General features: G+C 39.5%; 21 protein-coding genes and 1 tRNA gene. 3 read left to right on the top strand and 19 right to left on the bottom strand.

Annotated elements, in window-relative coordinates; translation table 11 throughout:
- Positions 1–157 precede the first annotated feature (157 nt).
- The 13 genes from AC3ISE_RS06135 to AC3ISE_RS06075 all read right to left on the bottom strand — a co-directional run bounded on the left by AC3ISE_RS06135 (position 158) and on the right by AC3ISE_RS06075 (position 12,856).
- The gene (locus AC3ISE_RS06135) at positions 158–457 is read right to left on the bottom strand and encodes a hypothetical protein (RefSeq protein ID WP_489223470.1); all 300 of its coding nucleotides are present in this window, start codon (positions 455–457) and stop codon (positions 158–160) included.
- A gap of 896 nt (positions 458–1,353) precedes the next feature.
- Positions 1,354–1,833, bottom strand: coding sequence for a hydrogenase maturation protease (locus AC3ISE_RS06130; protein WP_489223469.1), 480 nt, complete (start codon positions 1,831–1,833; stop codon positions 1,354–1,356).
- Positions 1,833–3,239, bottom strand: coding sequence for a nickel-dependent hydrogenase large subunit (locus AC3ISE_RS06125; protein WP_489223468.1), 1,407 nt, complete (start codon positions 3,237–3,239; stop codon positions 1,833–1,835). The genes AC3ISE_RS06130 and AC3ISE_RS06125 overlap by 1 nt, the downstream gene beginning before the upstream one ends.
- Positions 3,232–4,140, bottom strand: coding sequence for a hydrogenase small subunit (locus tag AC3ISE_RS06120; RefSeq protein WP_489223467.1), 909 nt, complete (start codon positions 4,138–4,140; stop codon positions 3,232–3,234). The genes AC3ISE_RS06125 and AC3ISE_RS06120 overlap by 8 nt, the downstream gene beginning before the upstream one ends.
- Positions 4,137–4,616, bottom strand: coding sequence for a cytochrome b5 domain-containing protein (locus AC3ISE_RS06115; RefSeq protein ID WP_489223466.1), 480 nt, complete (start codon positions 4,614–4,616; stop codon positions 4,137–4,139). The genes AC3ISE_RS06120 and AC3ISE_RS06115 overlap by 4 nt, the downstream gene beginning before the upstream one ends.
- Positions 4,617–4,673: 57 nt before the next feature.
- Complete coding sequence (gene hypE, locus AC3ISE_RS06110) at positions 4,674–5,681, bottom strand: hydrogenase expression/formation protein HypE (protein ID WP_489223465.1); 1,008 nt, start codon at positions 5,679–5,681, stop codon at positions 4,674–4,676.
- 2 nt (positions 5,682–5,683) lie between these two features.
- Positions 5,684–6,790 (bottom strand): hydrogenase formation protein HypD, encoded by a 1,107-nt coding sequence (hypD, locus tag AC3ISE_RS06105; protein WP_489223464.1) that lies wholly within the window; start codon positions 6,788–6,790, stop codon positions 5,684–5,686.
- On the bottom strand, positions 6,765–6,998 hold the full coding sequence (locus tag AC3ISE_RS06100; RefSeq protein ID WP_489223463.1) for a HypC/HybG/HupF family hydrogenase formation chaperone: 234 nt from the start codon (positions 6,996–6,998) through the stop codon (positions 6,765–6,767). Before AC3ISE_RS06100 ends, hypD begins: the two co-directional genes overlap by 26 nt.
- A 6-nt stretch (positions 6,999–7,004) precedes the next feature.
- Positions 7,005–9,308, bottom strand: coding sequence for a carbamoyltransferase HypF (hypF, locus tag AC3ISE_RS06095; protein WP_489223462.1), 2,304 nt, complete (start codon positions 9,306–9,308; stop codon positions 7,005–7,007).
- The gene (gene hypB, locus AC3ISE_RS06090) at positions 9,293–9,955 is read right to left on the bottom strand and encodes a hydrogenase nickel incorporation protein HypB (RefSeq protein ID WP_489223461.1); all 663 of its coding nucleotides are present in this window, start codon (positions 9,953–9,955) and stop codon (positions 9,293–9,295) included. The genes hypF and hypB overlap by 16 nt, the downstream gene beginning before the upstream one ends.
- Positions 9,945–10,295 carry a hydrogenase maturation nickel metallochaperone HypA/HybF gene (locus tag AC3ISE_RS06085; protein WP_489223460.1) on the bottom strand — a complete coding sequence of 117 codons (351 nt, stop codon included), beginning with the start codon at positions 10,293–10,295 and terminating at the stop codon, positions 9,945–9,947. Before AC3ISE_RS06085 ends, hypB begins: the two co-directional genes overlap by 11 nt.
- Positions 10,296–10,919: 624 nt before the next feature.
- Complete coding sequence (locus AC3ISE_RS06080) at positions 10,920–11,603, bottom strand: copper homeostasis protein CutC (RefSeq protein WP_489223459.1); 684 nt, start codon at positions 11,601–11,603, stop codon at positions 10,920–10,922.
- 86 nt (positions 11,604–11,689) lie between these two features.
- Positions 11,690–12,856, bottom strand: a complete 1,167-nt coding sequence (locus tag AC3ISE_RS06075) for a MalY/PatB family protein (RefSeq protein WP_489223458.1) — start codon at positions 12,854–12,856, stop codon at positions 11,690–11,692.
- Positions 12,857–13,177: 321 nt separating this feature from the next.
- Here AC3ISE_RS06075 and AC3ISE_RS06070 point away from each other — a divergent pair, with 321 nt between their 5' ends.
- From AC3ISE_RS06070 to AC3ISE_RS06060, 3 genes are read left to right on the top strand one after another with little or no spacing between them, the layout of a single operon-like run.
- Complete coding sequence (locus tag AC3ISE_RS06070) at positions 13,178–13,660, top strand: DUF2975 domain-containing protein (protein ID WP_489223457.1); 483 nt, start codon at positions 13,178–13,180, stop codon at positions 13,658–13,660.
- Positions 13,661–13,671: 11 nt separating this feature from the next.
- Complete coding sequence (locus AC3ISE_RS06065) at positions 13,672–13,887, top strand: helix-turn-helix domain-containing protein (protein WP_017153334.1); 216 nt, start codon at positions 13,672–13,674, stop codon at positions 13,885–13,887.
- A gap of 47 nt (positions 13,888–13,934) precedes the next feature.
- Positions 13,935–15,182, top strand: coding sequence for a DUF4153 domain-containing protein (locus AC3ISE_RS06060; protein WP_489223456.1), 1,248 nt, complete (start codon positions 13,935–13,937; stop codon positions 15,180–15,182).
- Between the two features lie 415 nt (positions 15,183–15,597).
- Here AC3ISE_RS06060 and AC3ISE_RS06055 read toward each other — a convergent pair.
- From AC3ISE_RS06055 to AC3ISE_RS06030, 6 genes are all read right to left on the bottom strand, one after another.
- Positions 15,598–15,669: transfer RNA gene (locus AC3ISE_RS06055), tRNA-Val, on the bottom strand.
- A gap of 459 nt (positions 15,670–16,128) precedes the next feature.
- A complete protein-coding gene (manA, locus tag AC3ISE_RS06050) occupies positions 16,129–17,094 on the bottom strand; it encodes a mannose-6-phosphate isomerase, class I (RefSeq protein ID WP_489223455.1) in 966 nt (321 codons plus the stop codon).
- A gap of 60 nt (positions 17,095–17,154) precedes the next feature.
- Positions 17,155–18,048, bottom strand: a complete 894-nt coding sequence (locus AC3ISE_RS06045) for an ROK family protein (protein ID WP_489224275.1) — start codon at positions 18,046–18,048, stop codon at positions 17,155–17,157.
- 17 nt (positions 18,049–18,065) lie between these two features.
- The gene (locus AC3ISE_RS06040; protein ID WP_489223454.1) at positions 18,066–18,983 is read right to left on the bottom strand and encodes an ROK family protein; all 918 of its coding nucleotides are present in this window, start codon (positions 18,981–18,983) and stop codon (positions 18,066–18,068) included.
- A gap of 23 nt (positions 18,984–19,006) precedes the next feature.
- Positions 19,007–20,407, bottom strand: coding sequence for a glycoside hydrolase family 1 protein (locus AC3ISE_RS06035; RefSeq protein ID WP_489223453.1), 1,401 nt, complete (start codon positions 20,405–20,407; stop codon positions 19,007–19,009).
- A gap of 77 nt (positions 20,408–20,484) precedes the next feature.
- Positions 20,485–21,930, bottom strand: a complete 1,446-nt coding sequence (locus tag AC3ISE_RS06030; protein ID WP_489223452.1) for an ABC transporter substrate-binding protein — start codon at positions 21,928–21,930, stop codon at positions 20,485–20,487.
- Positions 21,931–21,950: the final 20 nt, after the last annotated feature.

Below are 21,950 nucleotides of genomic sequence, written 5' to 3'. Positions count from 1 at the left end.
TGAGCTAAATAGGCTGTTAATTAGATAACTATTTCTGCTCAGAAATGGTTGTAAACCCTGTAATAACAACAAAAATAGCAGGTAAAATTCATATGCGAATTAGCCTGCTATTTAATGTGCTATTTACAGTTTTCCCTCTACAAACGGAACCCCTTAATCAAATCTCAGAGGTGTCATTTTTCATATTAAGCAACCTATACACATCAAAATCATGTTCACCAATCTTCTTCAAAGCATACTTCATTGAAAGCCTTAAGTCTTTGACCTCTGCATTCAACTCGCGGAGAGGCTCATCCTGATCGTCATCCCCATCTCCAAGTCCTTGTTTTGACAGCTTGTACAGCTGCTCTTCCACTTTATCAAGCCTCACGTCCACCTGTTTTTCAAGCGCGTCAAAACGTTTGTCAATGCTTGCCTTCAATTCCGTGATGGCAAGCAGGAGTTCCTTGTTTTCCATGACTATCCCCTCGCTAATGAATGATGGAATGCTAATCACCTTTATTATATTTCTATCGGCTGGAAGAAAGCCAGCAGCAGCCTTCCAGAAAAAAAGAAAAGGCTGTTTTTGATTACCCTCTATAAATTTGGCTATTGTGCAGCAAAGTGGAATCAAAGCACGCTATGATTCCACAAACTTGGTTAATGCGCAGAATAGTGGAATCAAATGCACGCTATGATTCCACAATTTAAGTTTTTGCACCGAATAGTGGAATCAACCACTTGCTATGATTCCACAATTTAAGTTTTTGCACCGAAAAGTGGAATCAACCTCATGCATGATTCCACAATTTAAGTTTTTGCACCGAAAAGTGGAATCAACCTCATGCTATGTTTCCACAATTTTAGTTTTCGCACCGAAAAGTGGAATCAACCTCATGCTATGTTTCCACGATTTAGGTTTTTGCACCGAAAAGCGGAATCAACCTCATGCTATGTTTCCACGATTTAGGTTTTTGCACCGAAAAGCGGAATCAACCTCATGCTTTGATTCCACAATTTTAGTTTTTGCACCGAAAAGTGGAATCAACCTCATGCTATGATTCCACAATTTTAGTTTTTGCACCGAATAGTGGAATCAACCTCATGCTATGATTCCACAATTTATGTTTTTGCACTGAAAAGTGGAATCAACCGCACGCTATGAGGACAAAATTCCAGAAAGGCAGCTGTATAATGGAAACAACCAATTCCCTCTATTCTCCAGAAGAAGTCAAGTTCCTTCTACTATGCCACTTATGGTATTAACTTCAAGCCTAAAAGCAACAATCCTTACGAAAAGAGCCAAAAGAAAAGACAAACGCTGACCGTTTGCCTTTTCTGTAAATCTATTAAAATTGATATTTTTTATAAATTTTACCTATCTTCTATTTCATTCCTATTTTCAATTATTATTAATTCTTCAATCGTCTTCCTTGCCTCCTCTAAAATCTCTTCCCATATATCTGTCAGCATGTCGCTATGACCTATATGAAAATCAATTTGATAAGGTTCCACACCTATTAGAAATCCCTTGATCGTTTTTCTTTGCTGATACAGCACTTCAAATAAATGAAGGTTGTGCGGAGAAATATCAAGGGTCCGGTGTTCATGTAATGCTGCCAGGGGATAGATTGATAATTGCCCGGCTTGTTTGCCCGAGGATACAGCATCGAGAATAATCACAAATGATGCTCCGTCAATCAGTTCGATACAATAATCAATATCTGATTCACCTATCCTATAATCGATGCTTGGATCATGATCAAGCTTCGCCAGTTCTTCTGTAAGATAGATTCCAGCTCCATCGTCCATCATTAATTGATTTCCAATTCCCAATACGATGATTTTTCCCATTAAAACACCTTAATAGTTTTAACTTGTTTTCCAGGAATGTATACATGTGTCGCACAAGACATACATGGATCAAAGGAACGAAGGATTCTTCCGATCTCAGCTGGATTATCAAGATTCTCAATTGGTGTGCCGATTAACGCTTCTTCTGCAACGCCTCTGTATCCGTTTTTATCTCTGGGAGAAAAATCCCATGTTGATGGGGTGATAACTTGATAGAATGATAATTTTCTATCAGCTATTTTAAGCCAATGCCCTAAAGCGCCTCTTGTTGTATCGACAAGCCCTCTTCCTGATGCAGTCTGCGGAAGCTCATATTTTTTTTGAACATCTACATCAGGGATAAGCTCTTTTAATAATGTTTTCATAATTTCCGTGATTTTTTTCGCTTCAAGTGCCCTGGCAATTGTCCGGTCCATGGCTGAAATTCCATTGCTGTAAGAACCGCTTAAAATTAATCTTGCCAGCGGGCCAACTTCAAAGGGAAGATTATTGTACCTTGGCGCTTTTACCCAGGAATATGCTTTCTCTTTATCCATGTCAGGTTCTGGCACCTCTGCATCAGGCCCGTATGTGCTTTCTTTTGCTGTGTAATAGGAGTAATCAATTTTTTCCGTGATTTTGTTCTCATTAAAAGCTTCTACATTGCCGTTAACAGATACCAGAGGATTGACATACAGCGTTCCCAGCTCTTTATAATCATTAAAGGCACCATAGGTCAAAAGATTGCCGTATCCTCTGCCTAATCGATAGTACTCCGGATAATACCTGGCAATCTCATATACATCAGGAAGCATTTTTTCATCTATAAATAAGATGATCTCTTCAAGAATGGAATCAAGATGAACGACTTTTTCTGCTGTTGCCTGCGCCGTAATCCCTCCAATAAATACGCCATGATTATGGGGAGCCTTCCCCCCTAATACCGCCAGCATTTGGTGTGCTGACCGGCTTATCGCGAGTGAATCGAAGTAATGCTTTGAAATCCTGTCATTTATTGCTTTGGGCAGTCTAAAATCGCCATGGTCTGATAGAAAAAGAGAATTTTGTTCAATTTTCACATAATCCGGAACCGTATATTGATAAAAATGGCGAATGTGATTCTGCAGAAACTCACAGCAATGAATGATATCTCTAAGATACCGTCCTTGTTCCATCGGTTCTATGTTTAATGCATCTTCTAATGCCAATGATGAGGCCATCGAATGGGCTGCTGAGCAAATTCCGCATATTCGCTGTGTGAAATAAACCGCATCAAACGGATTTCTCCCTACTAACATTTGCTCAAATCCCCGAAATAAATTCCCTTTTGTTTTGGCATCTGCCACCTGGTTATTTTCCACGAGAACATCAATTTCCATAAAACCGCTTATACGCGTCAAAGGATTAATCACAATTCTTTTACTCATCTTCCACCACCCTTGTCGTGTCAAAGCTTATGAATGGAGCCATGGCATCCGGAAACCCAAACTGTGCGCAGCCTATGCATGGCGTGTTATCACCGATCGGCCAGTTCACATGTCCGTTCCATTGTCTCGTTGGACAATCTACCCTTGTTACAGGACCTCTGCATCCGAGCTTAAAAAGACATGTTTTATCCCCTAATTTTTCTGCGAAAATACCGCGGTCAAAAAATGGCCGTCTTGGGCAGCGGTCATGGATAAGCGTGCTGTAAAACATCAGCGGACGACCTAGCTTATCTGTATCAGGTTCGCCGTATAAAAGGAGATGTGCTAATGTTCCCAAAAACCAGTCTGGATGAACGGGGCACCCCGGCAGTTTGATCATTTTTGCATCAGGAAGGACGTTTTGAAGACCGACAGATTCAGATGGATTTGGTTTAGCAGCAGAGACACCGCCGTGTGTGGCGCATGCGCCGACTGCTAAAATATGTGATGCCTTCGCTCCAAGCATGGTTGCTGCCTGAAGACCGGTGAGCGGTTTTCCCTGCCAGCTTCCGATGATATTGTATAAGCCATTGTTTTTTAAAGCGACAGCGCCTTCAACGGCAAGGATATAGTCTCCCTCATCCAGTGCCTTCATCAGTTTCTCAACAGCCCGCTCCCCTTCTGATGCCATTAAACTATTACTGTAGCGAAGGTTAACCATTGAATTTAAGGTATACTCAAAATCTGGATTTTGTCCGTTCAGCAGCGAAATGATATTTCCCGAACACCCATTCAGCTCTAAATAAACTAGATTTTTCTTCTTGATTAGCCCCTTATTGATGCTGTTCATTGCTGAATTGGTTAATCTTGCGGCTATGGCTTCGTTCGTTAATGGCTCCGGCGGCAATATGTGCTGATTCATGATGATAACCTCCCCACGGCTGGAAGCGTGCTTAATATTGCTTCTTGCCCGGCATGACAAGAGGCAAATTCTGCTGAATATTCCTTACCTGCAGTTAAAGCAAAGTGAGTGGCAGCTGCCCATGCCCTGTTGTTCGTGACATCATAAACGGTGCCATTAACGGCGACATAGGCAGGCTTGCCGTTTTTCCCATCATTGACTGCTAATTCTTCAATTGTAAAAGTACGCTGCCGTGATTTTGAGATGGATGGATGAAGGGAAGGTGACTGATTTGACATTAGAAAGCGATAATTCGTCATACATTGATTTGCCATCTGATTACTGTGGAAGGAAATCATTGAAAGTGTATGCCATAATCGCTGAAGATGTTGATGATTTGCTGTTGGATTCCGCAAGTTCGACATGGTATAGATGTCATAACGCGCCTGAGCAATAAGGTCATTCAGCTGCATTCTGAGCAGTTCGATGTTTTGCATGATGTTCTCTCCTTAAGGCACATTTTCATCCTCTCTAATGCATATGATTCAGCTTCCCTAACATATTCTAGGTAAAATCATGCCCGCGAGCCGGTGCAGGCGTCTTGTTGTGCCTATAGGGGTTTTCAGGAGTAATTTACCACCTTGATTCTGACAGGATGTGACCTGGCCAATCACATATGCATTTTGACCATTTTCATGGTTCTTTAAAATCGTCAGTACTTTTTGCTTCTGATTTTCATCAACTATTATCACGACTTTCCCCTCATTTGCTAGATATAGAGGATCAAAACCCAAAATATCACATGCACCTCTAACATCTTTGCGAATCGGAACTGCCATTTCATCTAACTCAACCGTAAAGTGAAAGTCTTCACACAGTTCTACTAGAGTTGTCGCCAATCCTCCGCGGGTAGGATCCCGCATGATCCGAATGCCGTCGATTTCCCTCATGAGTTCATGTATAAGCTGATTTAATGAGGTGCAATCACTTTTCACGTCTGTCAACAACCCAAGTTCTTGGCGTGCACTGAGGATAGAGATCCCGTGATCCCCAATGGTCCCATTGATGATCACACAATCTCCCTCACGGATCTTTTCAGATTTTAGCCGATGATCACGTACCTCCCCGATTCCAGCTGTATTTATGAATAAACCATCTGCACTTCCCTTTTCAACTACTTTCGTATCGCCTGCAACAATTTTCACTCCGGCTTTTAGAGCTTCTGTCGCCATACTCTTTACGATCTCTTTTAAGTCATTGAGAGGAAAGCCTTCTTCAATAATAAAACCCGCTGTCATAAAAAGAGGTATTGCCCCTGAAACAGCTAAGTCGTTCACTGTTCCTGTTACGGCTAACCTACCTATATTTCCTCCGGGAAAAAATAGAGGCTTTACTACAAAGCTATCCGTTGTGACTGCGATTGTTTGCGCGGGAAAGGCAAGGACTGCAGCATCAAGCTGTGTTTGCGCTGAATGGCCGAATGATTGAATAAATACATCTTGTATGAGGTGATGAGTCAGTTCCCCGCCTTCTCCATGAGCCAAACTGATTCGCTGAACCATGTCTATTCCTCCCTCATGTATTGGTAATGTGCAGCGCAGGTTCCTTCTGCAGATACCATGCAAGGTCCAATTGGATTGGATGGTGAGCAGCTTTTCCCAAAAAGCACGCACTCTTCCGGTGTGATTAATCCCCGAATGATTTCACCGCAGCGGCATTTTGTTTTTCTTGGTTCCCCTGTTGAAACCGCAAATTTCTTTTTCGCATCAAATTGGGCATATTTTTCTTTAAGCACTAATCCGCTTTTTGGTATCGCGCTCATCCCCCGCCATATTTCATCAAAGGGTTCCAAATACTTCTCCATTAATCGCTGAGCTGCAGGATTGCCCTGATCTTTTACCAAGTAGGTGTAATCATTCAGTATATCGGTCTTATTCTCAAGCAAAAGCTGCAGCAATTTATAGATGCCGCTGAGTAATTGAACAGGTTCAAATCCAGTAATCACGCCTGAAATATTATACTCTTCTGATAAATAACTGTAGTTCTGCTTTCCTAAAACGACGGAAACATGCCCAGGCAAAACAAACCCGTCCAATTTCACATCACCAGAATCAAGGAGCGCTCTCAATACAGGTTCAACTAGCTTGGTTGTCATCCACATGGAGTAATTCTTCAGCTTTTTCAGCTCTGCCTCGCGAATGGCAAGAGCGAGAATCGGAATCGTCGTTTCAAAACCTATTCCTAAAAAGATGACTTCTTTATCGGGATTTTCTTCCGCAATTTTCACACTATCAAGCGGAGAGTATACAACCCTGATATCCTTGCCTTCTGTTTTTGCTTTCATCAGGGTAAATTTAGACCCGGGCACGCGCATCATATCCCCAAAGGTGCATAGTATTCTCCCGGTTCCTTCAGATAGCTGAATCATGGCATCGATCGATTTTTGATCTGTCACACATACCGGACAGCCTGGACCGGCAATCAGCTTTACATAGTCTTTCAATCCGGTTTTGATTCCTGTCTTGGCGAATGCCATCGTATGTGATCCGCATACTTCCATAAAGACCGGCATTCTTCCTGTTTCTTCTTTAAACTTTCCTGCTAACTCTTTAACAGCTTCAAGCGAATGACGAGTCAAGAGCGGATCAGAAAAGATGTCCATGGTTTCCATCTAATACATTCCTCCATTCCTCAATACTTTCTTTGGCATACTTCTCATCAACAATTGTCATTGCCTGCCCTGCATGCAGCAGAACATAATCATCTTCCTTGACCTCGGGAACAAATAAGATTCCAACATGCATTCTGGACCCCATAACATCTACCAGCGCTGACTCATCTCTTATTTGGATGACTTTTGCAGGTACTCCTATACACATATGAATTCACCGCCTTTGATTTCTTTCAGCTGCTGAAGCGATTATCAATTGTCCTAAAGCTAAACCGCCATCGTGGCATGGAACTTTACGATGGGAATAAACATGAAAGCTTTCCTTTTGAAGACAACTGGTTATTTCTTTAACTAGAAACCTATTTTGAAATGAACCTCCCGAGAGAACCACACTTCTATTTAATTCCGGTCTCTTTTTTGCAAGTGTGAGAACCATTTGGACACAGCTATTAACAATCGTTTGATGAAAGATTTGGATGATTTTTTCAAGCGGGACAGCATTTTGCCGGTCTTGAATGATTTTTTTGATCATGGGTGATAAATCAAGCTGAAGCAGGTTTTCCTTGTTTGCCTCAAGATGAAAAGGATACGATTCGTCCGTCTTTTCCATTAGAGGTTCATTCATATAATCCGATAATTTAATGGCTGCTTCACCTTCATATGTGGATGTTAGACAGATGCCGAGGATGGCACTCACTGCATCAAAAATCCGGCCGCACGTTCCTGCCATTGGCGTATTGATTTGTCTTTTAATCATCTGTTCGATGATGGCAATTTCGTTTGACTTGCCCGGGAATAGATTCACTGCTAATTCTTTGCCTTCTTCCGGCCAGTAATAAAGCAGTATTCCTGCAGCATTTCTCCATGGTTCTTTAACAGCTTTTTCTCCTCCTGGCAGCGGGGTATAGTGCAAATGAGCCAGACGTTCAAAAGAATCTGCATTTCCATACAGGCACTCGAACCCCCAAATCTGACCATCTTCTCCGTAACCTGTTCCGTCCAAAATCAGGCCAAAGCATGGCGCAACAAGTTCGTTATCTTCCATACAGGACACATGATGAGCATGATGATGCTGGACAGGCACCAATTGACCTTTTAGTTTGTCAGCCATTCGATGAGCTGCATAATGAGGGTGTTTATCAACAGCTATATACCTCTCTTTTATGCCAAGCCAATCTTTAAAATGATCAAGCTGTGTTTCAAAGAAGTGAATCATTTCTTCATTATCTAAATCGCCTATATGCGGACTCAATAAAATATGATTTTGCTTTCCCTGAGCAAACGTATTTTTTTGATTTCCGCCGAGGGCAATGATTCCATCAACGTTCGAATTCGTTTTAAGGGGATCAGGAACAAATCCTCTGGCACGCCGTAAATACATCGGCTTTTCCCCATCACATTGAACAACAGAATCATCGATTGGAAGATAGATTTGTCTATTATGTGTTAATAAATAATCACACATCTCCTCTAAACAATTTAATGAACTTTCTCTATAAATTATGGGAAGACCTGATGGATTAGCACTTGTCATGACAAGACATTCCAGCCTGTTTTTTTCAAACAGCAGATGATGTATTGGCGTGTAAGGCAGCATGATTCCTAAAGTAGATAAACCAGGTGAAAGATTTTCGGGTAATATGCACGTTTTTTTCTTCTGCAGGACTACAATTGGCATTGCTGGATCTGTAAGCAATTCTGCTTCTCGGCTTGAGATATGACACAGATCTCTTGCTGCCTCGATAGACTTTACCATGATGGCAAGCGGACGCTGTGGCCTTTTTTTTCTAAGCCTAATTTGATTAATGGCCCCCTCTTGAGATGCATCACATGCTAAATGGTAGCCGCCAATTCCTTTTATACCAATGATCGATCCGCCTTTTAAAAGATCGATTGTTTGACTGACTGCGAGCTGGTTTTCAGCCAGAGTATCCCTCTGTTGATTTTGCAAAATAAGCGCAGGTCCACACTCTGAACAGCAAATCGGCTGTGCATGATGACGCCGATTTAAAGGATTTTCGTATTCTATCCGGCATTCCTCGCACATTTTAAATGTTCTCATCGTAGTTTTGGGACGGTCATAGGGCAAGTCCTTAATAATCGTGTATCGCGGCCCACATTGAGTACAATTGATAAAAGGATACTGAAACCGGCGATTAGACGGCTCTTTCATTTCTTCTAAACACTGTCTGCAAATACCCGCATCCGCTGCTATCCATGGGAGAGCAGAATGGCTGTTTATTTGACTTGCAGCTATCGTAAATTTTTTATACTCAGAATGGGGAACTTGTTGAATCGACATCTCTTTCACTCTAGATAATGGAGGCGGAGACATTTTCAAATCGTCTACCGCTTTTTTTAATGAAATTTCTTGTCCTTGAAAAATAATGATGACATGATCAACGTTGTTTTGGACGCTTCCTGTAAGCTGATACTTTTTAGATAGTGAATAGATGAAGGGGCGGAAGCCGACCCCTTGTACCCTCCCCTTAACAATGATCTTTATTGTTTGATGCATTGGAAATGAGCGTCCTTTATCCAATTTATCCAGTCATCCATACCTTCTCCAGACTTTGCGGAAACCGCTTTAAACAGCGCCTGGGGATTGATTGCTTCTAAATCCTGTCTTGCTTCTTCAAGGTTGAAAGATACATAGGGCAGGAGGTCCACTTTATTAATGATAGTGAGATCTGTCCGCCTGAACATCACTGGATACTTTGGGATTTTATCATTGCCTTCTGGAACACTCAGGACAACTACCTTATAATGCTGCCCTAAATCATAACCTGACGGGCAAACAAGGTTGCCGATATTTTCAATAAAGAGGAGATCAAACTGATCGAGCCCCTCTAATTCCGGCAGCGATTTAGCAATCATTCTTGCATCAAGGTGACACCCGCCCACAGTATTGATTTGAACCGTTTTGATTCCAAGCAGCCGCAAGCGCTCTGCATCCCGGTCTGTGGCTAAATCGCCTTCAATCACTGCAATAGAATAGTCATCTTTTAATGCTTTAACCGTTTCTTCAAGTAAAGTCGTTTTGCCGGCACCAGGGGAGCTCATTATGTTTATTACAAGCGTTTTGCTCTTTTCAAAGAGTTCCCTATTAAATTCAGCTGCTGTATGTTGATCTTTCAGCACATCTTCTCCAATCTTAATTTTCATGCTCCTCACTCCCTTCATAAGCATCAACCCTGAACGTTTCACCAGAAATGAGCAGACAATCTGGAATGCCGCACCTTTGGCATCGTGCTAATTGATAGTCTGGTTCAAACTCAAGATGACAGGTCTGACATTTTGACAGCGCAGGTTCTCGTATAATATGTAATTCGGTCTTTTCATTAATAGGAAAGCTGACAGGATCTTTCCTCAGATGAAAAAACGCAAGCTCAAGAGCGTCCGGAAGCACATTCGATAAATCTCCGACTATGACTTCTATTTGCGTCACTTGGCAGAACCCATGTAAAACAGCATCTTGGGAAACAATCTTTATAATTTCTGACATGAGCGACATCTCATGCATGGAAAACACCTGCCATTATTAAGCGTTAATAAAGTTTATGCTTGGATTTATTAATGAGACCTGATGAAAATTTATGAATCAAAGATTTGTCGTTGAAAATAGGTTATTCGATGATGATTGGAGTTTTGTTCCTATTTAAGTATTGTAAATATTTCTCATGATTCTATTTCAGACGTTCCAAAACTATCAGAAACGAACAAAAAAGAGTCTGGGCCGTAACGATCATCTCCTGAATGAAAGCCGAACATTGAATACTGCGAAAACCATTAAAAGAAAGGGCTATTTTCGCATAGATTGTTGTTTTTCATGATAAATAATGTCCGTTCCTTTCCGCTCCAGGAACTTGCTTTCCGCGGGGAGCATGGGAGCCTCCTCGGCGCTGCCTGTGGGGTCTCCCATTTTGCTCTATTTCCCGCAGGAGTCAAGTTCCTTCCGCTGCAATCCACTTAAGGTTTCTAACATTTAGTCCTGCAGCAACAATATTTATGAAAAGAGCCAAAGAAAAAATCCGAACTAAAACGAAATTCAAGTTGGAATTTCACATAATAGTTCGGATTATTCTTTGGCTGTAAACCTTTTGTCCCAACCTCTTTTTATTTGTAATAGTCATGTTACGATTTTTCTGATCGCTTTTATTTGAAGGGGATCGATAGGATTACTATAATTTGATTCATAACGGATTCCCGAACCAAAGTGAACTTCTCTCACGTTCACTTTTTCTAAGAATGCAGATAAGTTTTGAGGGGTTAACCCTGATCCTGCCATAATGGAAAGACCCGTTCCGGCTGATAGATCTGCTAGCTGACTCAGCTCTTCTATTGCTTCTGTAGCTTTATCTTTGCTGCCTGATGTAAGTACTCTAGTTATCTCAGGATACTTCTGAAGCACGCCTAAAGCAGTGACCTGATGATTAACCTCGTCAAACGCACGGTGAAAGGTAATATCTAACCCCTTCGAAGCGTGAATTAATTTAGTAAGCATTTCCTCATGTATTTCCTTCTCGATGGTAAGAGCACCAAATACAACTCCAGCTGCACCTAATTTCCTGCAGATCTCAATATCTTCTAACATAATATTCAAATCTTCATCCGAATAGCAAAAACTCCGGCTATGCGGGCGAATCATCACATTAACGGGAATCTTTACTCCGCTGCAGACACTTCTGATTAATCCATAGCTGGGCGTAAGCCCGCCTTCCAATAATCCAGTGACTAATTCTATCCGATCGGCACCAGCAGTTTGTGCGGTTATTGCATCCTCAAGTGAATCTGCGATGGCTTCGATAATCATGATTTGTCCTCCTAACTAAAATTAGCATCTAAGATAACCCTCATTTTACTCGTAAAATAAAAGACAAACCTGCCAGAAAAGAATCGTCAGCAGGTTGTCTCTTTTTCTTTTACAGCAGCTTTCATTCTAAGTAAAGCTTCCGTTAAGACCTCACGGGGACATGCAATATTTATTCGTTCAAACCCATACCCGCCTTTACCGAATTTCATTCCTTCATCAAGGCGGACTCTTGCATGTTTTAAAAAGAAATGATGCAACTCTTCGTGGGGAATGCCAAGATCACGGCAATCCAGCCAAATCAAATGGGTCGCTTCAGGTTTCACCACTTTAATGGACGGTATATTCCGTTCTAAAAAGGAACATACATACTGGAGATTACATTCTAAATAACTTCTTACATCTTGAAGCCATGGCAAACCTTTATAGTAAGCGGCAATCGTTCCTTCCACTGCAAAAGCATTTGGACGCATTAATCCGTATCCCATTAAAAGCTTTTCATATTTTTCTTTCACTGCTTTATTCGGAATAATGAAGATAGAGCTTTGCATTCCTGCAATATTAAATGTTTTGCTGGGAGCAGCACATGTAATCGAAAACTTTAAATGGCCGGGATGAACAGTTGCAAACGGTGTATGTTTATAACCAGAGTAAGTTAAATCTCCATGCATTTCATCTGAAATAACATAAACACCATGTTTCTCGCAAATTTCTCCAATCTTTCGCAATTCCTCCTTGGTCCAAACTCTTCCAACCGGATTGTGAGGACTGCACAATATAAATATTTTCGTATTGGGGCGGGATGCTTTTTCCTCAAAATCTTCAAAATTCATTGCATATGTACCATTAGAATAGATAAGAGAATTACTTAATAATGTACAACCTTGTGTTTCTATCGTTGAAAAGAAAGGATAGTATACTGGATCCTGCACGATCACAGCATCACCTGGCTGTGTTAAAGCTTGTAATAATAAATTTATTCCAGGAATAATACCCGGGCTAAAAGAAATCCACTCGCGTTTTAACTCCCAATCATACTGTGTTTTCCACCAATATTGAACAGCATCATAATATCGTTCACAAAATGTACTATACCCATATATTCCGTGCACTGCTTTTTGACTTATAGCATTGACTATTTCTTCTGAAACTTGAAAATCCATATCTGCAATGCATAATGGAATCATATCTTGATCCTCTATGTACCATTTAACAGAATGTGTTTTTCTTCGGTCAATCAATTTTTCTAACGGCATATCTTTTTCTCCTAACTTTCAACTCCTAATGATATTTCATCCATATTATACAAGAATTAAAGAGCTTTTATCCTTTTTAAAGTGTTGCAGTTTCAGTCGATCGATTTCATCCACTATAATTAATTGAATCTCTTCGCTGTACAAGTTATAAATTTAATATTTAATGTTATAGAGCATTTCTTTGAATGAGGAATGCTTTTCATTTTTGATTAAAACAAAAAACTACAATAAAAATATTATTCAAATGAATAAAAAATTTATTGTAAAACGATAAAATATATATTAAAATCAAAATCAGAATAAATAAGTGAGGTGCTTTTTATGGAAAAAGTAACAACGATGTTTTTAAAAATAGCTGTTATTCTTTTAGGAGTCCCAGTTCTTGCTCTGTGCACCTTTTTGGTGCCTGAGATGGCGAATCTTGCAGCAAAATTGCTTCCAGAGTTTGCTTTTATAAAATATCTCGTTTTCATCGCTTTTGATGCATCAGCGATACCTTTTTACTTTGCTTTGTATCAAGCTTTCAAACTCTTACGCTATATTGACAAAAATAAAGCTTTCTCCGATTTATCTGTAAAAGCTTTAAAGAAAATCAAATACTGTGCCATCACAATCAGTATTTTGCATGTGCTGGTTTGGCCGCTCTTCTATATCTTTGCGGAAGTAGACGACGCACCAGGAGTTATCTTTGTCGGATTGGTTGTTCCTTTTGCTTCGATGGTTATCGCAGTCTTTGCGGCTGTTCTCCAAAAACTTTTACAAGAAGCAATTAATATCAAATCAGAAAATGATTTAACGGTCTGAGGTGAATAACAATGGCAATTATAATCAATATTGATGTGATGTTAGCAAAAAGGAAAATGAGCGTAACAGAACTTTCGGAGAAGGTTGGAATAACAATGGCGAACCTTTCTATATTGAAAAATGGAAAAGCAAAAGCGATTCGATTATCCACTTTAGAGGCAATTTGTAAGGCTTTAGAATGTCAGCCTGGAGATATTTTAGAATACAAAAGTGACGAAGACAGTTAAACATATTGAGGAAACTTAATATAACAATTATTAGGGGAGGTATAACTATGGCCATTAACAATTTGATTATTGAAAATATTGCTAACCCTCATGAGCTGGAGAGAATGTATAGAAAAGACCCGAAAGCTTTTAAAAAGTCATTCTCACACGCATGGGAACAAAATCCTGATTCTCAGGTTCTTGGCGTTTGGTATGAAAGATTGCATTTCAAGGAGACGGCAAATACAGAAAAATCTTTCTTGCTTCAAAAAGGTTTCTTATTCATGGGTATTTTAGCCATTCTGGCCGGGATAAGCACCAGGATCATTTTCCATTTTGTCGAACAGGAAGCAATTGCTCCAATTAACCTGGCTTTTGGAATAATTCCCTTTATTGCTGCCTATTTTGTTTACAATAATACTCCGAAAAAAAGTGTTATTTATTCCCTTGCAGCGTTGTTCCTAATTTCCGGGTTTTATCTTAATATGCTGCCATTAAATGATAAAGACAGTATTATCCTTGCTTATTTACACCTTCCCATATTCTTATGGGTATTGGCAGGGCTTGCATTTACAGGAAATGAATATTCAAAAGGCAGTACAAGATTAGCCTATATTAAATTTAATTTGGAATATTGTATTCTCTATGCTAGCATGGCAGTTAGCGGAATGGTACTAGCAGCATTAACCATGCAGTTATTTAGCTTTGTTGGCTTGGATATAGAAGACTTCTATTTTAGTAATGTCGTTTTATTTGGTGCTGCCGCTCTCGCTATTGTGGCTGCATACCTGGTATCAATGAATCTTAAACTTGCTAAGAATATTACACCATATATAGCTAAAATTTTTAGTCCTCTTGTCCTGGTCACATTGTTGGTCTATCTAATAACGGTTATATGGGTGGGAAAAAATCCATTCTTGGACCGCAATTTCCTGATAGCCTTCAACGGAATACTCCTTGGTGTATTGGCCGTTACCATATTTTCCATTACCGAGAGCGACTCAGACGAGAAAAAGAACATTTCAGATTATATAAATTTTGCCTTAATTGTTCTTGCGCTTATCATAGACAGTGTGGCTTTGTCGGCCATCGTGTTCAGACTTTCTTCTTATGGGATTACGCCTAATAGACTTGCTGTTTTAGGAGTAAACATACTTATCTGGGCAAATCTAATTTGGATTATGCTCTCCTATATGCGTTTTCTACAAAACAAATCCGGACCTTCAACTATCCAAGATGCCGTTACTAAGTATTTGCCGGTCTACGGATTTTGGGCAGCATTCGTTACATTTACTTTTCCTATCATTTTTAATTAGAAAGGCTCTGTTAATGTAACGAAAAGCTAATATTCAATAACGTATAAAATCCTTAGAGCCGATATTATGCAGCTTTTTATACAGAGTTGCATAGTGTTGGCTTATTTTTCTGCCAGACCTATTTTTTTATATTCCTGGATCAATTTTCTCTTGCTTCCGTGCGTCCTGTACGTTGTCATATTAACCACAAATCGAAAAGTAACTTTCTAGATTCATCAGTTTTACATGCACCTTATTCATTCTGAGAAAATGTGTGAGTTATTTTTTCTTTTTAAGTGATATCCTCTTTTTAAAATAGAAGCTTTTAATTTTCGATGCCAATTTACCGCCAATTCCTCTGTTTTACTTCAAATTAAATATCCTGTTATAGACAAAAAACCTTGATAACACAAAGGTTACCAAGGTTTTGTTATAATGACCTGTGAGGGATTCGAACCCCCGACCCCTTCCCTGTCAAGGAAGTGCTCTCCCACTGAGCTAACAAGTCGCAGTATGTAGGTATTGCTGACAAACTCTATTATATGAGGCTGCTTGCGTAAAGTCAACAAAATTCTTCAGGCTCACGTTCATACAAAACCTAAGTCTCCCCTAACTCCATTTTTCAGTTGTTTTAAGAACTCACACTGGTTCTATGATTTCTCTTTTTCTAAAAAAACTATATGTTTATAAAATTAATAAAATGGGTAAACTACTTATACCCCCTTTATTTAAATAAATTATTTGCAAGTCCAAATCCTTCTTCAGAAGGATTTTTTTATTTTCACAAGATTTTACGATTTCACAATAGAATAGCGTTTTATAGTAGATGATTGCGATATTTCGATTCTAATGGAATTGAAGTTGGAGCCTAGTTAATTCCTGTATTAAATAGTTCATCAATTATTTATATAGTTCAGATTTAAAAGCAAAAAAGCTAAGAAATGTATGATCTTAGCTTTTTCGACCGTTATGTCAATTCCAGCGTAGGATGTGACACAATAAATCGTGCATCACCTTTCAAAGAAAAGGATTTAACTGAAGAAGGAACAATAAAGTGATCTCCTTTTTTAAATTGAGAAGCACTCTGTTTCATCCTCAATTCCCCTTCCCCATCCAGCACACTGACTAATTGATAGGAAGGATTCTCTACTATAGAAACAGATCCCGACAAATTCCAGTGGTAAACAGTAAAATAAGTCTCCTTAATCAGTTTTTTCATTCTCATATCTTCATTTACTGACAATACAGAATCGAAATCAGCATCAAGATGTGGAATCCTCGCGACTTCAATGGATTTTCCAAGATGAAGTTCACGTGTATTCCCATCTTCATCGCGGCGGCCGTAGTCATAAACGCGGTACGTAACATCTGAACTTTGCTGTGTTTCAAGAATTATCGTACCTGCACCTATCGCGTGAATTGTTCCGTTAGGTACATATAGGAAATCTCCTGGCTTGATCGGTACCTTACGAAGAAGTTCGTCCCACCGGTTTTCAGAAACCATCTGTTCGAACTGAAGCTTGGAGCCGGCCTGATGGCCGTAAACTAGTTCTGCTCCTCTCTCACAATCAATCACGTACCAGCATTCTGTTTTTCCGAAAGCTTCTCCTTCAACATCACGCGCATAGGAATCATCTGGATGAACCTGCACAGAGAGATTGGTCTTTGCATCTAGTATTTTTACTAGTAACGGAAAGTCATCACCTTCTTGGCCAGCAAACAGATCGCGGTACTTGTGCCATACTTGGTCCAGCGTCATTCCTTTTAACGGGCCGTTAATAACTTCATTTGGTCCGTGCGGATGAGCAGAGATTCCCCAGCACTCACCAGTTGTATCAGTTGGAATATCGTAGCCGAACTGGTCACGAAGATTTGTGCCTCCCCAGATTCGGTCTTTAAACACAGGTTTTAAGAAAATGGGTTCTTTATACACAACATTACAATCTCCCTTAGGGTATTTTTATTCACATTTTAAGAGTTTGTTTAATTGCTATCATTGAATGCACTTTTCTTCTTTTAAAAAATGAAACAATGCACCTATTAAGTTCGCATCATTGCCAAATTGACATGCTTCTACTTCAATGTCTAAGGTTGCTGTTTCATTTTTCAGCTGTTTTAATTCTTTATTAATGCCATCTATCACTTCTGGCCTCTTGCTAATTCCCCCACCTATTAAAATCTTAGAAGGATCAAGCGAGTATTTAAGATTAAAGATTCCTGCTGCTAATTTTTTATATAGATTTGTTATACATTCCTGTATTGTTAAATCTCCATCTTCGGCGAGTTGGAAAACTTTTTCTCCATTTAATGTGCCTGCCAATAAACCTTTCTTTTTTTCCACTTCTCTTACAAGTGCATTAGTGGACGATGTAAGGCTCCACGTCTTTTGAAGTGGATACTCAAGCGGGTTTCCGATGATCATGCAGCCAAATTCTCCTCCGTGAAGGGTTGCTCCTTTTAGAATAGATCGATTGAGAACAATGCTTCCCCCAATTCCAGTACCAACCACAACACAAATATAATAATCTGTATTTTTCGCTGCACCTAACCAGCCTTCTGCTAATGCTGCACAATTCGCATCATTTTCAATTGAAACCTTTAAACCTGTTCGCTGTTCAAGTAACTCAATCATGTTCATTCTGTGGATATAAGAAATGGCACTGGTCCCTCCGATAAACCCAGTTTCAGAGTTTACTGCACCAGGAGAACTGACAGCTATACCGGAAAAAGTATACATATTCTCATATTCCTTCACGACTGCATCTATTTTTTGTAATAATTCTTCAATGCCTTCGACAGGAGTAGGTATCCTGCCGCTCTCTAACATATTTGCTTTTTCATCCATTACAGCAAATTTCAAATAGGTTCCACCTAGATCAAACACCATGTACTTGTTCATTTTCATCATCCCCGTACTGCCGCATTAAATTGCTTGGTTAACAATGCAGCACCAATCACACCCGCTTTTGTTCCTAATGACGCACACTTAATCTTTACTTGATCACGAAGCTGAGGATATAAAAAATGATTAATTTTTTTATAAAGGATTGGCATGATGTATTCTTTTGACTGCATAACGCCTCCACCAAGTACAATCATATGCGGATCAACCGTATGAACAATGTTGGCAATGCCTTTTGCTAAATGATTCAGCATGTTGTCAACAATAACAATTGCTTCATTATGGCCATCCATGGCTAACAAAAATAATTCGCCTGCATGGCCTTCTAAGCCTAGCTTGTCTCTTCCAGCAGCTTTTAAGGCTGTTCCGCTAGCCAACGATTCCAAAGAGCCAATATTAAGCTTAGCGTGTACGGGTCCTTCGCGATCAATTATCATGTTGCCGATTTCTCCTGCACAAGAATGTGCACCTTGAATAATTTGTTTCTGATAAATATAACCGCCGCCGATTCCAGTGCTAACAGTCATATAAAAAATAGATTCCTCATCTTTTCCAATGCCTATCATCGCTTCTGCAAGGCCAGCTGCGTTAGCATCATTATCAAGTACTACTTTTTTGTTTAATAATTTTTCTAAAACCATGACTAATGGAATCTCATCCCAGCCAGGCAAATTTGGTGGACTTAAAATTAAACCTTGTTTTGAGTCCAAAGGGCCTGGAGCTCCAATTCCAATAGCTTCAATTTGGTTTAAATGCATGAAATTCTTACAAAGATTGGCCATGACCTGAATGATATGATACGGTCCTTTTTCTGTTTCCGTTGGAACAATATGTTCTTCTAGAATCTCACCGCCAGCTGTAACAAGTGCTACTCTTAGATTTGTTCCGCCTAAATCAATGCCAAGAAGATGTCTTCCCATGTCTCGCACCCTTTTCCTCTTTATTAAAAGCCGTTATTTTCAGATAACCCTTTGAACCATCGGCCCGATTTTTTGATGGTCCGCTGAAATTCTTGGTTAATTTCTACTTCAACAAGGCCATATCTATTTTTATAAGCGTTTGTCCATGACCAATTATCCATAAATGTCCATAGGTGATACCCTAAACAATTAGCTCCTTCTTCAAGGCCTTTATGCACCCACTTTAAGTGTTCTTGAATAAATTCAATGCGATAATTGTCTTCAATATATCCCTCATGGTTCCTGAACTTTTCTTCTCCCTCTACCCCCATGCCGTTTTCAGAAATAAAAAACGGAATGTTGCTGTAGTTGTCACGGATGTCGATCATAATGTCATAAATAACTTCTTCACAGATCTCCCATCCGCGGTGAGGGTTAATTTTTCGATCAGGCTTTATATAAGGATCGTATAGATGTTCAGGCATAAACGGTTTCCCGGGCAGGACTTTTTCTTCCTTCGCTTTGACCCTTCTTGGCTGATAGTAATTTACACCCAACAGATCAATGATGTTGGTACGGATGGCCTCCATATCGCCTTTTTGAATAGCCGGGATTACATCATGCTCTTTTAAAATTTCTATTAATTCTTTTGGATAGTGACCTTTTGTGACCGGATCTAAGAAGCTTCTGTTAAAAAACAGATCGGAAATATGGGCAGCTTTAACATCTCTTTCATCATCACTTCTTGGGTAAGAAGGTGTTAAATTTAAAATAATACCTATCTTTCCATCCAGTTTTAACTTCTTATATGCCTCTACAGCTTTCGAATGAGCCACAATCGTATTATGCGCCACTTGTGCACCGCGTTTAAAATCAATGATGTTCGGATAATGAAGGTTATATAAATAACCCGCTTCTACTGGTACGATCGGTTCGTTGAAAGTAAACCAGTATTTCACGCGGTCACCGAATAGTCTAAAACAAGTCTCGGCATAGCGAACGTACGCCTCGACCACTTCAATGGATTCCCATCCGCCCTTTTCTTGCATGCACATCGGCATATCAAAATGATATAAATTGATAAAGGGCTCAATACCATTTGCGAGTAATTCGTCAATTACCTCATTATAGAAGCGGACTGCCAACTCATTAGTGTCTCCATGTCCATCTGGAATAAGACGAGACCATTGAATGGAAGTACGAAAGGAATTGTGACCGGTCTTTTTCATAAGCTGGATATCTTCTTTAAACAGGTAGTAAAAGTTAGATGTATGCTCTGGACCTACTTGATTATGAAAAGAATGGGGCTGTTTGGAGTACCAGTAATCCCAAATACTTTGTTTTCTACCATCTTCTTGCGCAGCTCCTTCTGTTTGCGGCCCTGATGCAGCACTTCCCCACCAGAAGCCTGAAGGGAATTGGTATTTTTGTATAGTCTTTTTCATTTCATATCACCATCAATTAATAGATTTGTTGAATAGAAAAGTAACCAAGTCACAATGAACTTGGCTACTTTTTTCATTTATTGTTTCTTCTTCCACTCTTCATATTGTTTGTTCATTTCATCTAATGCTTTGTCCAATCCGGCTTCTTTCAATTTTTTGTTGAACTTTGGCAAGTATTCATCCGGATTAACAGAGCCTGTTAAAAGGGCTTGTGAAAATTCACTTGTAACGTTAGAGATAGCAGCAATCTCTGTTCGCACTGGTTTTGGATCAAAGTAGAAACCTAGTGTAGGAGCAGCTGAAGACTGGTTGTTAAACTCTTCAAACTTTTCCCACTTATCATCTGAATCTTCTTCATACAGATCTAAGATAAACTGATTGCCTAACGCAAAGCTTGGCATTGAATAATTTTTACGAGCTGGAAGGTCTTTAATGCGTCCATTATCAAGTTTCTCGTAATGCTCTCCTTCAATTCCCTTATCAATCAGGTTGCGCAAATATTCATCTGTATTTAATAGATTTAAGAACTCCATTGACTTTTCTGGATTTTTTGAAGTAGCCGAAATTGCCTGCATAGAACCTGTTACTGAGTTGTTAAAGGTGATTGGGGATTCATGCATTGGCTGTACCACCAATTCATACCCAGCATTACGGCTCCAGATGTTTTCTGCATATGGCTGATAAAGTTCTTTACGTACAAACCAGTTTTCAACATCAAGTGCCCAAGGCTCTTTTGATGTGGCTGCATCAGATTTGATGTATCCAGTCTTATAATATTTATGAAGTGTATCCAGTGTTTGTTCCATTTCTTTTGTTTCATAAACGTTAATGATTTTATTTTCGCCAGACAAAGGAACCGCAAATGGCATCTTATCATCGAGAATATAGTCAAATGGCACATAAGGTGTAAAGGTTGTCATTGGCTGAATGCCAGATTCTTTTTCTTTAATGGTTTGAAGCATTGGCTCCATATCTTCAAAACTCTTAATATTTTTTATATCAAACTTGTATTTATCTACTAAGCGTTTATTGAAAACGTATACACTTTGTTGTCCAACTTCTTTATTTGTTGGAATCGCATAAAGCTTTCCATCAATCTTTGCTCCTTCAAGGAAAGCAGGATCTAATGCACTCTTAAGTTCCTTTCCATGTTCGTCCATCAGCTGATCTAATTCCTTAAAAGCTCCTTTACGTGCATTTAATACGTAATTGTTTGCCCAGGAAGCAGTGAATGCAATGTCAAATGGTTCTCCTGAAGCGATTACGACTTGCATCTTTTTGTCATAATCTCCCCAATCAATCATTTTCAGATCAATGGTCGTGTTGATTTCTTTCTTCGTATACTTGTTTATTTGGTCAACTACTTTATTCAAATCCTTCTGTGGCGTTCCAACCATATACCACGTAAGTTTAACTGTCTCCCCATTCTTAGCGTCTGCATCGCTTTTGTTCGAACTGCAGCCGGCCAGTACACCGGCAGTTAAAAGCAAACAGGAAAACAATACAAGAAATACTTTTTTCATTTTATTTCCTCCTATTATTG

This window comes from Metabacillus sp. KH_069 (genome assembly GCF_057838075.1).
The sequence above is the reverse complement of the archived record's forward strand: the minus strand, read 5'-3'. Positions and strand labels throughout refer to the sequence as shown.

Bases quoted from the DNA above. Each gene is read 5' to 3' on its own strand.
- AC3ISE_RS06080 (WP_489223459.1), bottom strand. From the start codon at position 11,603: ATGATTATCGAAGCCATCGCAGATTCACTTGAGGATGCAATAACCGCA.
- AC3ISE_RS06045 (WP_489224275.1), bottom strand. From the start codon at position 18,048: ATGGTGTTTGATCTAGGTGGAACCTATTTGAAATTTGCTGTAATGGAT.
- AC3ISE_RS06035 (WP_489223453.1), bottom strand. From the start codon at position 20,407: ATGAAAAAGACTATACAAAAATACCAATTCCCTTCAGGCTTCTGGTGG.
- AC3ISE_RS06100 (WP_489223463.1), bottom strand. From the start codon at position 6,998: ATGTGTATAGGAGTACCTGCAAAAGTCATCCAAATAAGAGATGAGTCA.
- AC3ISE_RS06065 (WP_017153334.1), top strand. From the start codon at position 13,672: ATGGCAATTATAATCAATATTGATGTGATGTTAGCAAAAAGGAAAATG.
- AC3ISE_RS06125 (WP_489223468.1), bottom strand. From the start codon at position 3,239: ATGAGTAAAAGAATTGTGATTAATCCTTTGACGCGTATAAGCGGTTTT.
- AC3ISE_RS06135 (WP_489223470.1), bottom strand. From the start codon at position 457: ATGGAAAACAAGGAACTCCTGCTTGCCATCACGGAATTGAAGGCAAGC.
- hypD (WP_489223464.1), bottom strand. From the start codon at position 6,790: ATGGAAACCATGGACATCTTTTCTGATCCGCTCTTGACTCGTCATTCG.
- hypF (WP_489223462.1), bottom strand. From the start codon at position 9,308: ATGCATCAAACAATAAAGATCATTGTTAAGGGGAGGGTACAAGGGGTC.
- AC3ISE_RS06030 (WP_489223452.1), bottom strand. From the start codon at position 21,930: ATGAAAAAAGTATTTCTTGTATTGTTTTCCTGTTTGCTTTTAACTGCC.
- AC3ISE_RS06130 (WP_489223469.1), bottom strand. From the start codon at position 1,833: ATGGGAAAAATCATCGTATTGGGAATTGGAAATCAATTAATGATGGAC.
- AC3ISE_RS06115 (WP_489223466.1), bottom strand. From the start codon at position 4,616: ATGCAAAACATCGAACTGCTCAGAATGCAGCTGAATGACCTTATTGCT.
- AC3ISE_RS06120 (WP_489223467.1), bottom strand. From the start codon at position 4,140: ATGAATCAGCACATATTGCCGCCGGAGCCATTAACGAACGAAGCCATA.
- hypE (WP_489223465.1), bottom strand. From the start codon at position 5,681: ATGGTTCAGCGAATCAGTTTGGCTCATGGAGAAGGCGGGGAACTGACT.
- AC3ISE_RS06060 (WP_489223456.1), top strand. From the start codon at position 13,935: ATGGCCATTAACAATTTGATTATTGAAAATATTGCTAACCCTCATGAG.
- hypB (WP_489223461.1), bottom strand. From the start codon at position 9,955: ATGAAAATTAAGATTGGAGAAGATGTGCTGAAAGATCAACATACAGCA.
- AC3ISE_RS06070 (WP_489223457.1), top strand. From the start codon at position 13,178: ATGGAAAAAGTAACAACGATGTTTTTAAAAATAGCTGTTATTCTTTTA.
- AC3ISE_RS06075 (WP_489223458.1), bottom strand. From the start codon at position 12,856: ATGCCGTTAGAAAAATTGATTGACCGAAGAAAAACACATTCTGTTAAA.
- AC3ISE_RS06085 (WP_489223460.1), bottom strand. From the start codon at position 10,295: ATGTCAGAAATTATAAAGATTGTTTCCCAAGATGCTGTTTTACATGGG.
- AC3ISE_RS06040 (WP_489223454.1), bottom strand. From the start codon at position 18,983: ATGGGAAGACATCTTCTTGGCATTGATTTAGGCGGAACAAATCTAAGA.